Annotated in this window: 20 protein-coding genes; 12 read left to right on the top strand and 8 right to left on the bottom strand. The window is 60.6% G+C overall.

Annotated elements, in window-relative coordinates; genetic code table 11:
* The first annotated feature begins 156 nt into the window (after window positions 1–156).
* The 3 genes from V5N47_RS02120 to V5N47_RS02110 all read left to right on the top strand — a co-directional run bounded on the left by V5N47_RS02120 (window position 157) and on the right by V5N47_RS02110 (window position 3,299).
* Window positions 157–939, top strand: a complete 783-nt coding sequence (locus V5N47_RS02120; RefSeq protein WP_338729202.1) for a hypothetical protein — start codon at window positions 157–159, stop codon at window positions 937–939.
* Window positions 940–1,361: 422 nt separating this feature from the next.
* Window positions 1,362–2,306: a PLP-dependent cysteine synthase family protein gene (locus V5N47_RS02115; protein ID WP_338729201.1), complete on the top strand. Its 945-nt coding sequence runs from the start codon at window positions 1,362–1,364 to the stop codon at window positions 2,304–2,306.
* Between the two features lie 48 nt (window positions 2,307–2,354).
* Window positions 2,355–3,299, top strand: coding sequence for an alpha/beta hydrolase (locus V5N47_RS02110; RefSeq protein ID WP_338729200.1), 945 nt, complete (start codon window positions 2,355–2,357; stop codon window positions 3,297–3,299).
* Here V5N47_RS02110 and V5N47_RS02105 read toward each other — a convergent pair.
* From V5N47_RS02105 to cyaB, 4 genes are read right to left on the bottom strand one after another with little or no spacing between them, the layout of a single operon-like run.
* Entirely contained in the window at window positions 3,296–3,739 is a 444-nt protein-coding gene (locus V5N47_RS02105) for a DUF5804 family protein (protein ID WP_338729199.1), read from the bottom strand. The genes V5N47_RS02110 and V5N47_RS02105 overlap by 4 nt on opposite strands.
* A gap of 32 nt (window positions 3,740–3,771) precedes the next feature.
* Complete coding sequence (locus V5N47_RS02100) at window positions 3,772–4,965, bottom strand: tRNA sulfurtransferase (RefSeq protein ID WP_338729198.1); 1,194 nt, start codon at window positions 4,963–4,965, stop codon at window positions 3,772–3,774.
* A gap of 47 nt (window positions 4,966–5,012) precedes the next feature.
* Window positions 5,013–6,245 carry a methionine adenosyltransferase gene (locus tag V5N47_RS02095; protein ID WP_338729197.1) on the bottom strand — a complete coding sequence of 411 codons (1,233 nt, stop codon included), beginning with the start codon at window positions 6,243–6,245 and terminating at the stop codon, window positions 5,013–5,015.
* Window positions 6,246–6,304: 59 nt separating this feature from the next.
* The gene (gene cyaB, locus V5N47_RS02090) at window positions 6,305–6,850 is read right to left on the bottom strand and encodes a class IV adenylate cyclase (protein ID WP_338729196.1); all 546 of its coding nucleotides are present in this window, start codon (window positions 6,848–6,850) and stop codon (window positions 6,305–6,307) included.
* A gap of 93 nt (window positions 6,851–6,943) precedes the next feature.
* On the opposite strand from cyaB, the gene V5N47_RS02085 reads away from it, so the two are divergent.
* On the top strand, window positions 6,944–7,909 hold the full coding sequence (locus V5N47_RS02085; RefSeq protein WP_338729195.1) for a peptidylprolyl isomerase: 966 nt from the start codon (window positions 6,944–6,946) through the stop codon (window positions 7,907–7,909).
* 74 nt (window positions 7,910–7,983) lie between these two features.
* On the opposite strand, the gene V5N47_RS02080 is transcribed toward V5N47_RS02085, so the two are convergent.
* Window positions 7,984–8,610, bottom strand: coding sequence for a transcriptional regulator (locus V5N47_RS02080; RefSeq protein ID WP_338729194.1), 627 nt, complete (start codon window positions 8,608–8,610; stop codon window positions 7,984–7,986).
* A gap of 25 nt (window positions 8,611–8,635) precedes the next feature.
* A complete protein-coding gene (locus tag V5N47_RS02075) occupies window positions 8,636–9,292 on the bottom strand; it encodes a P-loop NTPase (protein WP_338729193.1) in 657 nt (218 codons plus the stop codon).
* A gap of 55 nt (window positions 9,293–9,347) precedes the next feature.
* On the opposite strand from V5N47_RS02075, the gene pyrB reads away from it, so the two are divergent.
* The 3 genes from pyrB to V5N47_RS02060 all read left to right on the top strand — a co-directional run bounded on the left by pyrB (window position 9,348) and on the right by V5N47_RS02060 (window position 11,721).
* Window positions 9,348–10,259 (top strand): aspartate carbamoyltransferase, encoded by a 912-nt coding sequence (gene pyrB / locus V5N47_RS02070; RefSeq protein ID WP_338730325.1) that lies wholly within the window; start codon window positions 9,348–9,350, stop codon window positions 10,257–10,259.
* Window positions 10,252–10,713 (top strand): aspartate carbamoyltransferase regulatory subunit, encoded by a 462-nt coding sequence (gene pyrI, locus V5N47_RS02065; protein WP_338729192.1) that lies wholly within the window; start codon window positions 10,252–10,254, stop codon window positions 10,711–10,713. The genes pyrB and pyrI overlap by 8 nt, the downstream gene beginning before the upstream one ends.
* 183 nt (window positions 10,714–10,896) lie before the next feature.
* On the top strand, window positions 10,897–11,721 hold the full coding sequence (locus V5N47_RS02060; protein WP_338729191.1) for a hypothetical protein: 825 nt from the start codon (window positions 10,897–10,899) through the stop codon (window positions 11,719–11,721).
* On the opposite strand, the gene V5N47_RS02055 is transcribed toward V5N47_RS02060, so the two are convergent.
* Together V5N47_RS02055 and V5N47_RS02050 are read right to left on the bottom strand one after the other, a co-directional pair.
* Entirely contained in the window at window positions 11,707–12,270 is a 564-nt protein-coding gene (locus tag V5N47_RS02055; RefSeq protein ID WP_338729190.1) for an NUDIX domain-containing protein, read from the bottom strand. The genes V5N47_RS02060 and V5N47_RS02055 overlap by 15 nt on opposite strands.
* A gap of 67 nt (window positions 12,271–12,337) precedes the next feature.
* Window positions 12,338–12,868, bottom strand: coding sequence for a hypothetical protein (locus tag V5N47_RS02050; RefSeq protein ID WP_338729189.1), 531 nt, complete (start codon window positions 12,866–12,868; stop codon window positions 12,338–12,340).
* A gap of 497 nt (window positions 12,869–13,365) precedes the next feature.
* Here V5N47_RS02050 and V5N47_RS02045 point away from each other — a divergent pair, with 497 nt between their 5' ends.
* From V5N47_RS02045 to psmA, 5 genes are all read left to right on the top strand, one after another.
* Window positions 13,366–13,551, top strand: a complete 186-nt coding sequence (locus V5N47_RS02045; RefSeq protein WP_332899403.1) for a DUF1918 domain-containing protein — start codon at window positions 13,366–13,368, stop codon at window positions 13,549–13,551.
* Between the two features lie 34 nt (window positions 13,552–13,585).
* Window positions 13,586–14,002, top strand: coding sequence for an RNA-binding protein (locus V5N47_RS02040; protein WP_338729188.1), 417 nt, complete (start codon window positions 13,586–13,588; stop codon window positions 14,000–14,002).
* Window positions 14,003–14,302: 300 nt separating this feature from the next.
* The gene (locus tag V5N47_RS02035; protein ID WP_338729187.1) at window positions 14,303–15,010 is read left to right on the top strand and encodes an RNase P subunit p30 family protein; all 708 of its coding nucleotides are present in this window, start codon (window positions 14,303–14,305) and stop codon (window positions 15,008–15,010) included.
* Window positions 15,007–15,486, top strand: coding sequence for an Rpp14/Pop5 family protein (locus V5N47_RS02030; protein ID WP_338729186.1), 480 nt, complete (start codon window positions 15,007–15,009; stop codon window positions 15,484–15,486). The genes V5N47_RS02035 and V5N47_RS02030 overlap by 4 nt, the downstream gene beginning before the upstream one ends.
* Before the next feature lie 6 nt (window positions 15,487–15,492).
* Complete coding sequence (gene psmA, locus V5N47_RS02025; protein ID WP_336359597.1) at window positions 15,493–16,239, top strand: archaeal proteasome endopeptidase complex subunit alpha; 747 nt, start codon at window positions 15,493–15,495, stop codon at window positions 16,237–16,239.
* The last annotated feature ends 81 nt before the right edge of the window (window positions 16,240–16,320 follow it).

Genomic DNA, 16,320 nt, shown 5'->3' with positions numbered 1-16,320 from the left:
GCGGTTTTTCCCCACTCACGACTGCCATGCGGTCGGTCTCCTCCGGGATTTCACTAAAATCTATTGTTGGCACAATAGCTGTATGTATCTCGATTCTGGACAGTCAGTGTGCGCTCAGAAAAACGCTAAGCCACTCACCGTATTACTGAGAGCGTTGTGACGCATGTGGGAATTTCGTACTGGAAAACGGGTGGAGACCAGACGAAACAGCGGGTGTTCCGGAGCCTTGCGGACAGCGTCACGGTCACCCTCCTCGACCCAACCACCGACCACACCGACCTTGACACGTGCGGCTTCGACTTCTACCACCTTGCAAAGCGACGAGACGCCTCACTTCGTGACTTACACCGCGCGGCTCACGCAGGCATTCCAACCCTGAATCCACCGTTCAGCGTCGCGCTCACGAGCGACCGCGTGGCGACACTTGACGTGCTCAGTCAGGGTGGAGTTCCGGTTCCGACGTACCAGTATGGACCCGCAAGCGAGGTGACGCTCCCACCGCCGGTCATTGTCAAAACGCTCCACGAAACGGATGCGGCCGCCCACGACCACGACGTGTTCTTCGAGGAATCACCCACGTTCGCCGGCACACGACTCATCCAGCAGTATCTCCCGAAGGCGCGCCACCTGAAGGTGTATCGTGTTGGGTCGGCGATACGGGTGGTCGAACTCGGAACCGGGCGCGGCGTGGTAGCGCGCGAACTCAACGCAACGGCGCCGCTCATCGCGCTCACCGACCGTATTGCGGCGCTCACGGGGCTTTCCCTGTTCGAAGTTGACGTACTCGATGGGCCAGTCCCGATGGTCGTTGACGTGAATCCCGTCGTCAGTCTCAATGGCGTGGCAGATGCAGAGCGCGTGTATCTTGCGTTCCTTTTGTCACAGCTTCGCCGCGTGGTTCCCCAGTCGGAAGCGCAGGCGGCGGTGTCACTCGATTGAGCGGTCGAATCCGACGATGAGTGGCGCGAAAAGAGACGGATGAGACTCGGCGCTTCAGGAGCGACACCGTTTGCAGGAAAGGTGGTGGCACGGATGTGATGACGATGTGGGTGCACCACCATCCCTTGCCACGCGACAGGGAACTCCCTGTGGCGAAGCCGATTTGTCTCTGTGCCGTCTGCTACGTCCCGTTAGCCGACCGGTGAGCGGTTGTCGCCAACTAACGGGGACACGTCTGTCTATTCGGTACCCTGCCATTATTATCTGGGGAATAAACGGCTGGTCGACGGTGGTTATTACCGAATTACGGCTGGTGTTCGACGAGAGCAGCTGTGCATGGACGACCACGCTCCGTCACGAACGGTCAGTCATGTTGGCCGAGTCCATCATCGGTATAAGCGCCCGTTCCGTAGGTGGGTACAATGAAAGACAGTATTCTCGATACTGTCGGGACACCGCTCGTTCGGATTCGTTCCCCACCGGGCTCGATTATCGCGGCCAAGCTGGAGTCGTTTAACCCCGGCGGCTCTGCCAAAGACCGACCGGCCATCTCCATGATTCGAGCCGCAGAACGGGCCGGTGTGCTCGATGCCGAATCACACATCGTCGAACCGACCAGCGGCAACACCGGCATCGGCATCGCCCTCGCGTGTGCCGCTCTCGGCTACGACCTCACCATCGTCATGCCCGCCTCGAAGTCGAAAGAGCGCCGCCAGCTCATGAACGCCTACGGCGCGAATCTCGAACTCGTCGAAGGCGAGATGACCGACGCCCGCGACCACGCAGATATGCTCACCGAGCAGGAAGGCTACGTCCAACTCGGGCAGTTCGAGAACGAAGCCAATCCGGACGCTCACTACCAGACGACGGCAGCAGAAATCTTAGAAGACGTTGGCGACCGGACCGTAGACGCGTTCGTCGCGGCCGTCGGGACGGGCGGCACCATCACCGGGACCGCGACGCGACTGCGCGAGGAATTTCCCGACATGGACGTCATCGCCGTCGAACCCGAGAAGAACGCGGTCCTCTCGACGGGCAAACCGGGTAACGATGACTATCAGGGAATGGGTCCGGGCTTCGTCAGCGACCTGCTTGACGTAGACCTGCTTGACGAGGTTGTGACCGTCCCACTCGAAAAGGCGGAAGTCGAGTGTCGAAGACTCGCCCGCGAGGAGGGGATTCTCGTGGGGCAATCGTCCGGCGCGGCCGCAATCGCCGCGCGTCAGGTTGCAGCGCGGATTGCGAGACAAGATGTGGACTGCGAGGCCGCGGCCGACGGTGGCTCGCCGGACGCAGACTGCCCGCTCGTCGTCACAGTGTTCCCCGACAGCGGCGAACGCTATCTTTCGACGGGGCTGTTCGACTAACCCCGTTCTGCCGTCACGTTTACACTGTCACTCTTTGTCGGTTTGCTCATGTCCAGACGAACCGCTCTCGATTCTCAACTGGCCGATGTCCTCGCAGACATCGAAGCGATGGGGATTCCGCCGTGGCACGCCCTCTCGGCCGAGGCTGCCCGCCGGCTCGAAGACGACCTATTCTCTGCGGGCGGCGGCCCGGAAGTCGCGCGTATCGAAGCGTTCGGCATCGACCGGCGAGCGGGAAGTGGCACGATTCCCATTCGCACCTACCACCCGAACACGTCCGCCGAAACGCCACCGATTCTCGTCTTCTACCACGGCGGCCTCTGGGCGATGGGGACGCTCGATTCAGCCGACGACTTGTGTCGAAATCTCGCCGCGCGCGTCGGCGCGCTCGTCATTTCCGTGGACTACCGCCTCGCGCCCGAACACCCGTTCCCTGCCGGGTTAGAAGACGCCTACGCCGCGTTCGAATGGGCAACGGAGTTCGGCGACGCGCTCGGCGGTGATGCCAGTCGCGTGGGAATTGTCGGTTCGAGTTCTGGTGGCAACCTCGCCGCGGCCGTCGCGCGCTGGGCCCGCGAGGATGGACACGACCTCGCCGTCCACGCCCTACTCTACCCGATTCTCAACGCACAGTTCGATGCTGGCTCGTACGTGGAAAACGCAGACGGACCGTTGCTCAAAACCGAAGACGTGCGCCACTACTTCGACCACTACGTGCGAAGCCCCGTTGACGCATTGCATCCGTTCGTCGCGCCGCTTGCCGCCTCCGAGTTCGAACGACTCGCCCCGTCCGTCATCGTCACGGCTGGTCACGACCCGCTTCGTGACGACGGCTTCGACTACGCAGCCCAATTGACCGCGGCCGAAGTTGACGTCCGCCACCATCATGAGCCGTCGCTCTGTCACGGATTTTTGAGTCTCGCTGACGACGTAGACTGCGCAGCCACCGCATTCGAAGCGGTTTCGGCGTCGATTCGAGAGAAATTGACTTAAAATTCGGCTTCTGTGACCCGTACCACGACGGTATCGTCAACCGCAGTGTTGTCGTAGTCTGGCAGTTCCCCGTCGCGTTCGACAGCAAGCGGTTCGACGAGTTCGCCGTCTTTCACCCCGTAGATGTGGACGAACTCGGCCGACTGCTCGCGCGTTATGCTCCCGTCTCGGATGGCACGGGCGAGTTTCCGTGAGAGCCACTCGTCTTCGGCGACGCTCGGTTCGGTTACGAGCGTCAACTGGGCGAAGCGGACGAGATACCAGTTCAGGTCGTTCATCAACGAGACGGCTGCGCCGAGAGAAATCGTATCGACGGCAATCGAGTTGGCGTAGGGCTGGTGCAGTCGGTACGTCGAGAGCGCCTCGCGGGCGGTGTCCCGCGACAGCAGTTCGTACCGAAGCTCAACCTCCGGCGACCCGACGATACACACCTGCGTCATAGTGAAACCGAATTGACGGCGTCGTAAAGCGATTACGTTGTTTGCGGATAGACGCGCGTTGCCGACTTCGCGGCTTCGACGGCCAGTTCCGGAAGGTTTGCTGGCTCTGCAGATTCGACCTGTGCGAGGCTGGCGCGGGTCTCCGGGCGGTTCGGCGCGACGCGATTGCACCCGGCTTGGATGTTCGCGGTGTGGAACGTGCCCAATTCCTTTGCGCGTTCGACAATCACTGGCTTGTCCATCGTGACGAGCGGGCGATAGACCGGGAGGCTCGTCGCCGCCGTCGTGGTCATGAGGTTCGCGCCTGTTTGGCTCGATTTCTGGCCGATTGCCTCACCCGTGACGATGCCGACGGCGTGTTCCTCGCGGGCGACGTGCTCTGCGACCATGAACATGAAGCGGCGAAGCGAGAGCATCCGCGTGTTGTCGAGTTCGTCGACGAGCAGGCGGGCGACCTTCCCGGCGGGAACCATCCGCAGGCGCATGTCCTGATTCGGGGCGTAGCGCGAGAGCGTCTCGACAGCCTCTACGACGCGGGCTTGGTGGTCAACCCCACCGAACTCCTCGAAGTCGAAGTAGACGGGGATGATGGGACACCCGCGTTTCATGAGTTCCCACGCCGCGACGGGCGAGTCGATGCCGCCGGAGATGAGCGCGACGACGGGGTCTTGGGTTCCGAGGGGCAGGCCGCCCGGCCCGGCGCGCTTTTCGACGTAGACGTAGGCGTGGTCTGCGCGACACTCCACGAACAACTCGCAATCGGGCTGTTCTAAGTCAACTTCCGGCTCGAAGCGGGCTTCGGTGGCGTCCCAGACGGCCGCCCCGACCTGTCGTTCGATGTCTTCAGAAGAAAACGGATGTTCGTCTTTCTCACCTGCGCGGCGGGCGCTCACGGCGAATGCACCGCCAGTGTAGACTTCACGCGAGGCTTCCACGACAGCCGCTTCCATCGCGTCCATCGTCGGTTCGGTGATGGTGACGGGGCTTGCAGACACCACGCCAAAAGCGTCACACGCGGCGTTGGTGGCGTCGTCCACGGAGGATTCGGTGGTGTCGATAAACAGTCGGGAGTGCTCTTTTCGTACTGTGCCCGCAATTGCTCGGTCGTCGAGCAACGCTTGAATGTTGTCACAGAGCATCTGCTCCATGCGGCCGAGCACCTGCGGACTTTTCACCCCCATGTCGCCGTACCTGACGAGAACCGTGTCCGCTCCCGGTGGATTCATAAAAGAACGTGATTGGTGGGCGAATAAACGCCTATCGCCTTCGAAACTCAGAACGTCGAAAGCTCGCCGTCGATGACCCGTCGCGTGATGTCGGTGACGTTTGCGAGGTGTTGGTCGATGATTTCGCTCACGTCGTCCTCGATGGATTCGAGTTCCACACCTTCCTCGGTGACGAGGCGGGCGTCTGCGACGTGTGGCTGGTCGATTGGCTGGCCAATCTGTGAAAGCAGGCGGATGCGCATATCGCGGATGCCGGGAACCTCTGCGACGACAGCCTCTGCAATCTGCGTGCTGAGGAGGTTGTAGATTTTCCCGATGTGGTTGACGGGGTTCTTCCCGGAGGTCGCTTCCATCGACATCGAGCGGTTCGGGGTGATGAGGCCGTTCGCGCGGTTGCCGCGGCCGACCGAGCCATCGTCGCCCATCTCTGCGGACGTGCCGGTGACGGTGAGGTAGACTGACTTTTTCTCGTAGTCGTCGGCGGTGTTCACGTACACCTCTACCGAGCGGTCTGTGTACTCACTTGCGAGTTCAGTGACGTACTCGCGGACGTTCTCGACTGCCTCGATGTAGTCGTCTAAGTCTGAGAGATACTTGTCCACCATCGCGGCGGCGACGGTGATGTCGATGTGGTCGTCCTCGCGCTTGCCCATCACCTTGATGTCTTGCCCGAGTTCAGGGTGGTCTGCGCCGTAGACGCCGTTCAGGTGTCGTTCGGTTTCGAGAACGATGGTTTCGGTCTCGGAGAGCGGCGCGTGACCGACGCCGAAGGAGGTGTCGTTGGCCATCGGGATGGTCGCGTCCTCTTCACCGAATACGGATTGGAGGTCGCCCGAGCCTTCACCGAGTTTCACGTCAACGATGATGTCCGTTCCAACGTCGATTTCGGGGAAGTGCGCAGAGAGATAGTCGCGGGCCGCGCCGAGGGCAATTTTCTCAGTTGGGATGTGAATCGTCTGCTTTTTGCCCTCGTCGTCCTTGTACTTGTACTCCTTGGTCGCACGGCCCACAATCAGCAGATAGATGGGGTTCATAACCTCGCCACCCTCGTATTTTGGCTCCGAGTTTCCGGCGACCAGTTGAGTCTCGTCGGTGTTGTAGTGGAGCACCTTTCCAACGCGTTCTAAGTACTCGTTTGCGAGTGCCTGACACACTGCCTCGGCGACGCCGTCGCAGATAGAATCTGGGTGACCGATGCCCTTTCGCTCGACAATCTCGACCTCCTGGTCTTCGACCGCGCGCCGGTCGATTGGCTCGACGCGAATATTGCGTACTGTCATTGGACTTCTTTCAGTTCGGGCGTTTCTATAACTTCCGAAAACCTCAGGCGGGTGAATAATTACTCGTGGTTATTCGCTTCGAGCAACAAACCGAGGTACGACGTGCGAATCTGTGCGTCTGGGTCGAGATCGAGGGTTCTGAGCAGTTCGTAGACACCTTCGCGGGCCGGTTCGATATTTTCTGCAACTTCTGTCTCGACTTCGACGTACTCTCCGAGACCGGTTACGTCGTCTAAGGTGACCGTGTAGCCATCGACGCAGAAGAACTGGCGGCGCTTTTCGACGGTCGCGGTCGCGTCGTAGCCGAGCCCAGTGAGGATGCGGTCCATCGTTTCGCCGTCTTCGACGACCGTTTCCGCTTCTTTGCGTGTCTTCGAGTGTTCTTCGACGAGCGGGCCTTTGTAGGTCACTTTCGACACGGTGTTGTCGTCGGTCTGCTCTCGGCGGATGCGCAGCGCCTCGTCGGTTTCAGCAAAGTCCCGGTCGGGCGCGTTGTAGTACGTGTCCGCTTGCGTGACGGTGCGAACTTCCGTCGCGCCAAGCGCGGCGAGTTTATCGCGCACGGCGTCGTGGGCTGCCCGAACTTTGACTTCAACCTCGTACATGGGCTGAGACAGGAGTTCCCCGCCAAAAAGCGTGGGTATCTCTCGGGCGCGAGAAACGTGATTCTTAAGGGTGCAACGACTGTCCGTTGACGTATGAGTGAAGAACCTCAGGCCGAGGAGGCCGAGCAACCGGAAGACGTCGAAGAAGAAGTCGAAGCGGAGGAGGCTGAGGCTGAGGAAGGCGGACTCCAAGACGGAGATTTCATCAAACTCGCCTACACCGCCCGAACCGTCGAAGACGGCCAACTCGTCGACACGACGGACGAAGAAATCGCAGAGGAAGAGGGCGTCGCAGACCAGGGCGAGTTCGCCCCACGCACCATCGTCCTCGGCGCAGGCCACATCTTCGCCGCAGTCGAAGAGGCAATCATCGGCGGCGAAGTCGGTGACACCGGCACCGTGACCGTCCCCGCCGCAGAAGCGTTCGGCGAGTACGACGAGTCCGAAGTCCGCACCGTCGCCGCCTCGAAAATCCCCGAAGACGACCGCTACCCAGGCGGCCACGTCGACATCGACGGCCAGCACGGCCACGTCGAGACCATCATCGGCGGGCGCGCTCGCGTTGACTTCAACCACCCACTCGCAGGCGAAGCCATCGAGTACGAGTTTGAAGTGCTCGGCGTCGTCGAAGACCGCGAGGAGCAGGCAGAAGGGCTGCTCGGGATGTACCTCGACGCTGACTTAGAACTCTGGATTCAGACGGACGAGGTCGAAGAGGAAGTTGTCGTCGAGTCTGATGACGACGACGAGGACGCAGAGCCTGAGACGGAACTCGAAACCGTCGAGAAGGAGACCCTCTACATCGAGTCCACGCCACAGCTCGCGTTCAACCAGCAGTGGATGTTCCAGAAACAGCAGATTGCCCAGCAGATCATGGACCGTCTCGACTTAGACCGCGTCATCATCCAGGAGACCATCGACGGCTCCGGCGGCATGATGGGCGGCATGGGCGGTATGATGGGCGGCATGGGCGGCGCAGGCGGCGCTGACTTAGAAGACGCGCTCGAAGACGCCGACATCGACGCAGAAGAACTCGTCGAAGACTTAGACGAAGAATAAGTCGCTCCCGTTTTTCCATTTTCTAGCCGGTGAGCCGCGGCTGTGTCAGCAAGCAAGGAACTGAGAAACCGGCCCTATGCGATGTCGCGGCTGGTGTCGATAGCGACACGCTCTGAAAGCTGCAGCTTGATGGTTTCGGGGAGCGCGGCCCCGCCACGGAACTTCGGCACGGCGAGTTTGTTGACGATTTGGTCGCCCTGAATTTTCGTTTCGAGTTGGAAAATCACGTCCACCATGTGCTCGGTCGTATCCCGCAGGGCTGGGACGTTTCGCCCTTCAAGCCCGTGGACGACGGCGAGGCCGCCAGTGTTGTAGATGTGGTTTTGCAACTCGTTCAGGAAGTTCCGGTAGCGCGGGGCTTCCTGTTCTTCTAAGATGTTTATCGGGTCGATGATGAGGTTCGACTCGTCGGGCAGGCTTTTCACCATCTGACCAGCCCGGTCGAGCGGTGCGTCGCCCGAGACGTAGCGAATCGTGGGCTTGCCGGTGCGCGCAGAACTCCCCACGATGCTGTCTGCGACCGACTGCTCGGTTCGGTCGAGGGTGAGATACAGCGTCCGCCGTCCGGCGGTCAGCTCGTACAGGAACAGCTCTGCCTGACTCGCAGGCGGTGCGGTCAGCGCGACGATGCTCCCTGCCGGAATGCCTCCGCCGAGCTTCCGGTCGAGCACGTCGATTCCTGTTGGCAGACGCTTCGACATACGTTCGTGTAGCGACCGTATCGAATTAAATGTTCCCCAGAACTCCTCGCCCGAGGAGTGTATCAAATTCCGTTACAGTCTGCCGATTCTCGAAAATACTGTCAGCAGGGAGACTGATACAGCCGAGTACCGGGCAGTCAAAGAGCCGTCCGATGCCTGCGGGCGGTGTCTCACAACGTGTGAGGAGGACGCCAATCGGCGGGGCCGAAAGCGCGCGGGCCATCGCCGCGGTTTTCACGGCAGCACAGAGACTCGCGGGATTCGGCGTCGAGACGAGCAGCGTCCGGTCTGCGACGCGGAGCGGCCCAGCGGCAGCAGGCCCCGCTCCAGCCGGACAGTCGAGGAGCGTTTCGTGGGAGGCAGGAAGGTTCATGAGCGCACGAGTGAGCGAACAGTCACTCTTCGGTGGTCCAGCGGGGACGATTCTGACGCGAGGGTTCTCAGGATAGCTGTGGCTCGCCGCTTCCACTGAATCGGTTTCGAGCGCCGGAAGGCCGGGATTGCGGGGGACGCCTGCCAGTTCGTGGAGATTTGGCATCGCACAGTCTGCGTCCACGGCGACCACGTCGCGTCCAGCGCGGGCGAGCGCACCCGCGAGTCCGAGTGTTGTCGTTGTTTTTCCACAGCCTCCTTTGCCTCCGGCAACGGCGAGCATGGCGTCGGTGGCCCCGCCATCGGACATGAAGCTTCGGGAGGTGTCGGGAGTTTCAAGAGTGCTGGCGTTCGCCCTCTAGATGATGTGGACCGACCAGCTCGTCAGCGCGAAACAACTGTCGCGGGCGGACATCGACGCCGTCCTCGACCATGCCGCCGAAATCGATGAAAACCCGGCGGCGTTCGCCGACCGACACACCGACAAACTCCTCGCACTGCTTTTTTACGAACCCAGTACCCGGACGCGCCTCAGTTTCGAGACGGCGATGAAACGCCTCGGGGGCGACGTTATCGACATGGGCTCGATCGAAGCCTCAAGCGTCAAAAAAGGTGAAACGCTCGCAGACACCGTTCGCGTCATCGAAGGCTACGCCGACGGCATCGTGCTTCGCCACCCGAGTCAGGGCTCTGCGACCATGGCCGCAGAGTACGTAGACGTGCCACTCGTGAACGCTGGAGACGGCGCGGGCCAACACCCCACCCAGACGCTGCTCGACCTCTACACCATCCGCAAAAACGTTGGCTTCGACGACCTCACCGTGGGCATCATGGGCGACCTCAAATACGGGCGAACCGTCCACTCGCTCGCAAACGCGCTCACGCAGGTCGATGCGAGCCAGCACTTCATCAGCCCAGACAGCCTGAAACTCCCGCGTCGGGTGCGCTACGACCTCCACGAAGCCGGAGCGAACGTCAAAGAGCACACCGAGCTAGACAAGATTCTCCCGAGCCTCGACGTGCTCTACGTCACGCGCATCCAGCGCGAGCGGTTCCCCGACGAGAGCGAGTACCGCGCCGTCGCAGGCCAGTACCAAATCGACGCAGAACTCCTCGAAGCGGCCAAGGATGACCTCATCGTCATGCACCCACTCCCACGGGTTGATGAGATTTCTGCGGACGTCGATGCGACCGACTTTGCAAACTACTTCGAGCAGGCTCACAACGGGATTCCCGTCCGAATGGCGCTGCTCGACATGATGTTAGACAATGAGTGACCACGAACTTCGCGTCAGCAAAATCAAGAGCGGCACTGTCATCGACCACATCCCCGGCGGGCAGGCGCTGAACGTGCTTGCCATCCTCGGCATCGACGGCTCTACGGGCGAGGCCGTGAGCGTCGGGATGAACGTCCCCTCTGACCGCCTCGGCCGGAAGGACATCGTGAAAGTCGAGAGCCGCGAACTGAGCCAAGACGAGGTGGACGTCATCTCGCTCATCGCGCCGATGGCGAGCATCAACATCATCCGCGACTACGAAGTCCAGCGCAAACACCGCGTCGAGCGCCCGGACTCCGTTGAAGGCGTCCTCGAATGTCCGAACCCGTCGTGCATCACTAACGAGCGAGAACCGGTGAACACGCGCTTTACCGTCCTCGACGACGCAGTTCGCTGTGACTACTGCGAGACCATCGTCCGGGACAACATCGCCGCACACATCAGCGACGACTAACGCGGCGCGGGCGTCTGGCGCCCGAACAATTTTAGGTCATCTCCACGAATATCGTGGTATGGCTCGAAAATTCAAATTCCTGCTCGCCCTCATCGCCGTCGTACTGCTCGTGAAACTCGTCTCGAAGAAGTAGACGCCCACTGTTTTCGAATCACTTACCCCGCTACCCGCCTACCCTCGGGTATGTTCGGCGTCGTCACACGCAACGCATCAGAGGTCGAGTTGACCGAGTTCGACCGCGGGTTTTACGAAGTGAAAGACGTGACTGGCCGGGCCGCCGCCCCGCTCCCGAACGCGATAAACATGGTCTCGTGTTTCGGCGACAATGCCGCGGCAAACGGCAACCCCGACCTCGTCCCGGTGAATGACGCGGGCGACCTCGCCACCCGCGACCAACCGTATTTCGACTGGGCGTACATCTGCCCGACCAACGAGCAGTATCGCGCCGGACTGCTCGAAATCATCGATGATTGTGTCGAGCAGAACGGAGACGTGCGCTTAGACGACGTTGGCTTCCCGCGCGAGGGCTACTGCCGCTGTGACCGGTGCAACCGGCTGTTCGAAGCAAGTGACTACGACGACCGAAACGAGTGGCGCGCGTCGGTTATCACCGAGTTCGTCGCCGAAGCCGCCGCACGGATTCCGGGCAAGGTGTATCTGACGTTGTATCCTGACCCGTATCCCGGTCATCTTTACCGCCGGGCGGGGCTCGACCTTGACGCGCTCGAAGAACACGTCGATGAGTTCGTCATCCCGCTCTACGATATGGCGTACACGACGACCTACTGGCTCGAAATCATCGTCACTGGCTTTCTCGACCTGCTCACGACGCCGTTTAGCGTCGAACTGTACGCGGTGGACGTGGACATCGACAAACTCATCCACGCGACGGATGTCGCAGACGCCTACGCGAACAACGTCTACTTCGGCTACGACGCCTCGAACGCGGTGGCGGCGCTCAGGCGGATGAAAGCAGAGGACAGAGACGGCGTATCACACGGACAGTGATCGCTCGCGCCAGCTGACGAGATCGTCGCGGTCGCGCGTGTCTGGGGGCAGGTGGTCGAACCATTCTGCAGCCGAAATATCGTTATCAGGGTCGCTCACCGTCGGGGCTGTCGTGTCCGCGCTCGCGGCGAACACGGGCAGGACGCCCCACGTTCCGTGGCTTCCACAACGAAGGTGGATGCGGGTCAAGAGCGCAAGCCCGTCGTAGGTAGCTTCGACACCGGCTTCTTCTTCCAGTTCGCGGTGGGCGGCCTCGTGGAACGATTCACCAGGGTCGACGCCGCCGCCGGGGAGCACCCACATGTCGACGCCTTCGTGGCGACAGAGCAGGAGTTTCCCACACGGCTGGTAGACGATGGTGTGTGCGCCGTAGGGTGCGCCTGTCTCGTTGATTCGCCGGGCGAGCGTCCGAAACCGGTTGCGCGAGACGCGGTGGGTTCGGGTGTGTTCGGTGTACTCGTCGTGGGCTTCAGACAATTGGTAATAGGCCTGTGATGCGGCTTGGTCTGCTTTTGAGGCGAGAAACCAGAGGTCGTCTACGGGCGTCATGTGCGCCACGTCAACCGGGTAGTTACCGCATGAAACGCAGAGGAGAGAGCGCAAATCGTGTCAGTCATTACCGTTTGTTCGCGTCGCCACTGCAATAAATGTTCGACCAGTTCAGGCGAGCCGTGCGCGACAGGTGCGTGCCATCGACGGCAGCGACAGCGCGACGGACGAATCGAACGACACGAGTACTTGCTGGTTGTCGGTGAAGGGGAGTTGTAAGATGGTCTGTGTGTCGAACCCTTTGGACGGCGTAGGTGAGCGAGCCGACCTTGTCGTCGAGTCTGTTGGGGGTTTCTGCGAGAACGTCGGTTGCCACGTCGCTGAGCGTCTCAGCCACCGTTGACTCTGCCCTGTTCACTTGCTCTGGAATATGGACGTACATCGTGACCGCCTCGCGTGTATAGGAGACGACGCCGCGGAGCGCAGTCCCTGCGTGGTCGATGAGGAACGAAAGCGGGTCGTCGTAAGGAAATGCTTCGCGAGTGACGGTTGTGAAACTGACAGCTTCACCGCTTCGGAACACGTCCCAGACGACGTCCTGCCCGGTTGGGGTAAGTCCGTACAGTCGGCCTTTCAGTGTCTCTTCAGGAACGAGCAAGTCGATGAGGTCGCAGTCTCTGAGTTCGGCAATACTGCGGGAGATGTGTGGGAGCGGCCGGGAGACGGATGTCGCAATTTCAGACGGTTAAGCTGGCCCCTTATCAAAAAGATGGCACATAACGTCTGTCCTGTGTGCTGAATTGGAGACATATTGCACATGCTCCCAGTCGTCGCTCACGATGTATTCCTCATCACAACTCTCGATTTTTTGCTACAGTTGTTTATATTCTTGGTCGGGCCAACTGTTAGTAGTGAAGTTTGACAATCTTTCGAGTGGGGAGCTTCAATTTTTATTTCATATCTGGGTGACACGCGACGAATTTTTCTTCAGTTCAGTAAGACAAACACCATGACTGGAGTCCGTCTTGTCGGGTGTGAGTGGTCGTGTGGTCACGTGCCGTCGTGACCTGCGATTGCTGGCTCCGGTCCACAACGAGAGGCATCAAAACAGACCTGAACCACGACACTTTTAGCTGGGTCGCTGTAAGGATGCCTATGAGCTTTGACGAAGGAGACCAAGTTATCCTGCACGACAAGCACAGTGAGTACGACGGCCAGTCCGGTACCATCAGCCAGGTCATCGAAAACATGTTCGGTGGCGCTACGTACACTGTGATGTTTGACGAGGGGCAAGAGCAGGGGCTCTCCGAGGATTCACTCGAACGGCTCGAAGACGAGTAAGACGCTTTTTACCGACCGGGCACGAAGCCTGCCCATGTCGAAGGTTCCATTTCACTACATCGACCTCCGCACATTTTGCTACGCAACTGAGGACGAAAACCGCGTCATAGAGGCGATTCGAGCGTTTCTCCCCGACGAATTCGAACTCGAACGGATGGAGACAAAGGGCCACCACGGCGACCGCATCGTCATCCTCTCTGCCCGCGTCGAAAAGGCAGACGACGTGCGAGTGGTGCTCGACAAGCTCGCAGCGCTCGAAAACATCGACCAAGTGCGCGCAGAAATCGACCAGCGCGTAGACGACAACTGCTCGTTTTTCATCCACCTCGACAAGCAAGCGGCGTTCAAAGACATCGCAAAGCTGGGCGAAGGACTCTCATTGCGCGGGAAGGTCGAAGCGTATCCCGCAAAGAAAGCGAAGGCAGTCGAAATTGTCAGAGAGGCCATCTGACGCCCAAAAAACATGTGTTGTGTTACCTAGTGACAATGCTTATGGGGGCACCCCGTGTGTGTGAGAAAGAGGCGTCAATTGAATGCAAGCGTGTCCGTACTGTAACTCTGAATTGAACGGGACTGGTAGCCGTGTATCGACGAGAACCGGCGGTGGGCGAAAAACGACGGGTTCTGAGATGGTTTCGTGTCCGGATTGTGGCGGCGTCATCGACGGCTATTCGACACACTGAGTCGGCGGCCGGGTCGCGCCTTTTATTTTCGGTGACGGGAAAGTCGAGAGTGACACCGCTCGATGCACATGTACGAAGCAGTCCACGCACACCCCGACGGCGACAGCACCGTGGCCAGATTCGCGGCGACGGCGAAGTCGTATGGGTACGACGGAATCGTCGTCCGGAATCACGGGGACGCCACCGCCGAGTTCGACAGCGCGTCACTCAGCGACGCAACCGGCATCGATGTCGTGGACGCCATCGAGATTCGCGCCGACAACCCCGCACAGGCGAGCGGTCACGTCGGCAACTACCGCCCGAAAAAGACGATGCTCGTCGTCCACGGCGGGAGCACGAAGGTAAATCGTTTTGCGTGCGAACAAGAGCGCGTGGACGTACTCGCCCACCCGATGGCCGGGCGTGGCGACCTGAACCACGTCCTCGCAAAAGCCGCAGCGCGCAATAACGTCCGCATCGAGTTCAACTTCGGTGACGTACTCCGTCGCCACGGCGGCCCGAGAGTGCAGGCGCTCCAAAATCTGCGCAAACTCCGGGAACTCGTCGAGTACTACGACGTGCCGTATGTGGTGAGCGCCGACCCACAGAGCCACTTAGCGCTGCGCGCCCCGCGCGACCTCATCGCGCTTGGAGAGACGATTGGCTTTTCGAAAGTGCAGATGCAAGCCGGGCTCGAAGAGTGGGGCACCATCGCGGCGCACAACCGCGAGGTAATGGACGAGTCGTTCATCGAACCTGGCGTTACTCGCGGGCGCTACGAGGAGGTTTCAAAATGAAACACCTCCCGAAACACATCCGCCCGCGGTGGCGGTATCTCGCCGTCCACATAGAGGCGTGGCCAGAGACGAGCTTCAACCGCCGAACCTTCCAGCGCCACGTCTGGTACGCCACCCAGAACCTCCACGGCGACCCGGGAGCGGCGACCCTCGACATGAAGGTCATCCGGTTTTCGTTCGCAGACGGCGACGGGCACGCCATCGTGCGGACGCGCCGCGGCGAGGAAGACCGTGCTCGTGCAGCGCTCGCCTGCCTCCACGAAATCGAGGGCGACACCGTGGGCGTTTCCGTCGCCGGAATCAGCGGGACGGTGCGTGCTTGTGAAGAAAAGTATATAGGTCGCCGAAGGGTAAAACCGACACAGAGAAAAGTCGTCTTTGCAGGCGCAGATGTGTCCGCCGTCGAACGGGGTTCCCGGTTCGACGTGCGCGATGATGGCGCGTTTGTCGGGGCGACAGAACTCGATCTCGAGTGATACTACATGCAGGGACAAGCCCAACAACAGGCCTACGACCGTGGAATTACGATTTTCTCCCCGGACGGACGCCTCTACCAGGTCGAGTACGCCCGTGAGGCAGTCAAGCGAGGAACCGCGAGCATCGGTGTCCGGACGACGGACGGCATCGTGCTCGCAGTTGACAAGCGCATTCGCTCGCCGCTCATGGAGCGCACTAGCGTCGAAAAGATTCACAAGGCCGACGACCACATCGGCATCGCAAGCGCCGGGCACGTCGCAGACGCCCGTCAGCTCATCGACTTCGCCCGCCGCCAGGCGCAGATCAACCAACTGCGCTACGGCGAGCCAATCGGCGTCGAAACGCTCACGAAGGAAGTCACCGACCACATCCAGCAGTACACGCAGGTCGGCGGCGCACGCCCATTCGGCGTCGCGCTCATCATCGGCGGCATCGAAAACGGCCGCCCACGCCTCTACGAGACGGACCCATCCGGGACGCCGTACGAGTGGAAGGCGCTCGCCGTCGGCGCAGACCGTGGTGAGATTCAAGACTACCTCGAAGCGAACTACTCTGAGGAACTTGACCTCGATGCTGGTGTCGGTCTCGCCCTCCGCGCACTCGCAGAGGTCAACGACGGCAAACTCCGTCCAGAGGGCATCGGTGTCGCCACCATTTCCCTCGACGAAGACTTCGCAGAATTAGACGACGAGTCCGTCGAATCCTACCTCACGGAACTCGACCTGCTCGACACCGAGTCGGACGACGAATAATCGTTCCGTTCTTTCGTTTTCCTCACTGCCGAGCGGTTGCACTCTGCCCGTTTTCGGGCTTTCGAGGACAACACCCTTTAC

The sequence above is a fragment of the Haladaptatus sp. DJG-WS-42 genome (genome assembly GCF_037198285.1).
In the GTDB taxonomy this organism is placed as follows: domain Archaea; phylum Halobacteriota; class Halobacteria; order Halobacteriales; family Halococcaceae; genus QDMS2.
Note: the sequence above shows the minus strand (reverse complement) of the source record. Positions and strands in the feature narration are given on the sequence as shown.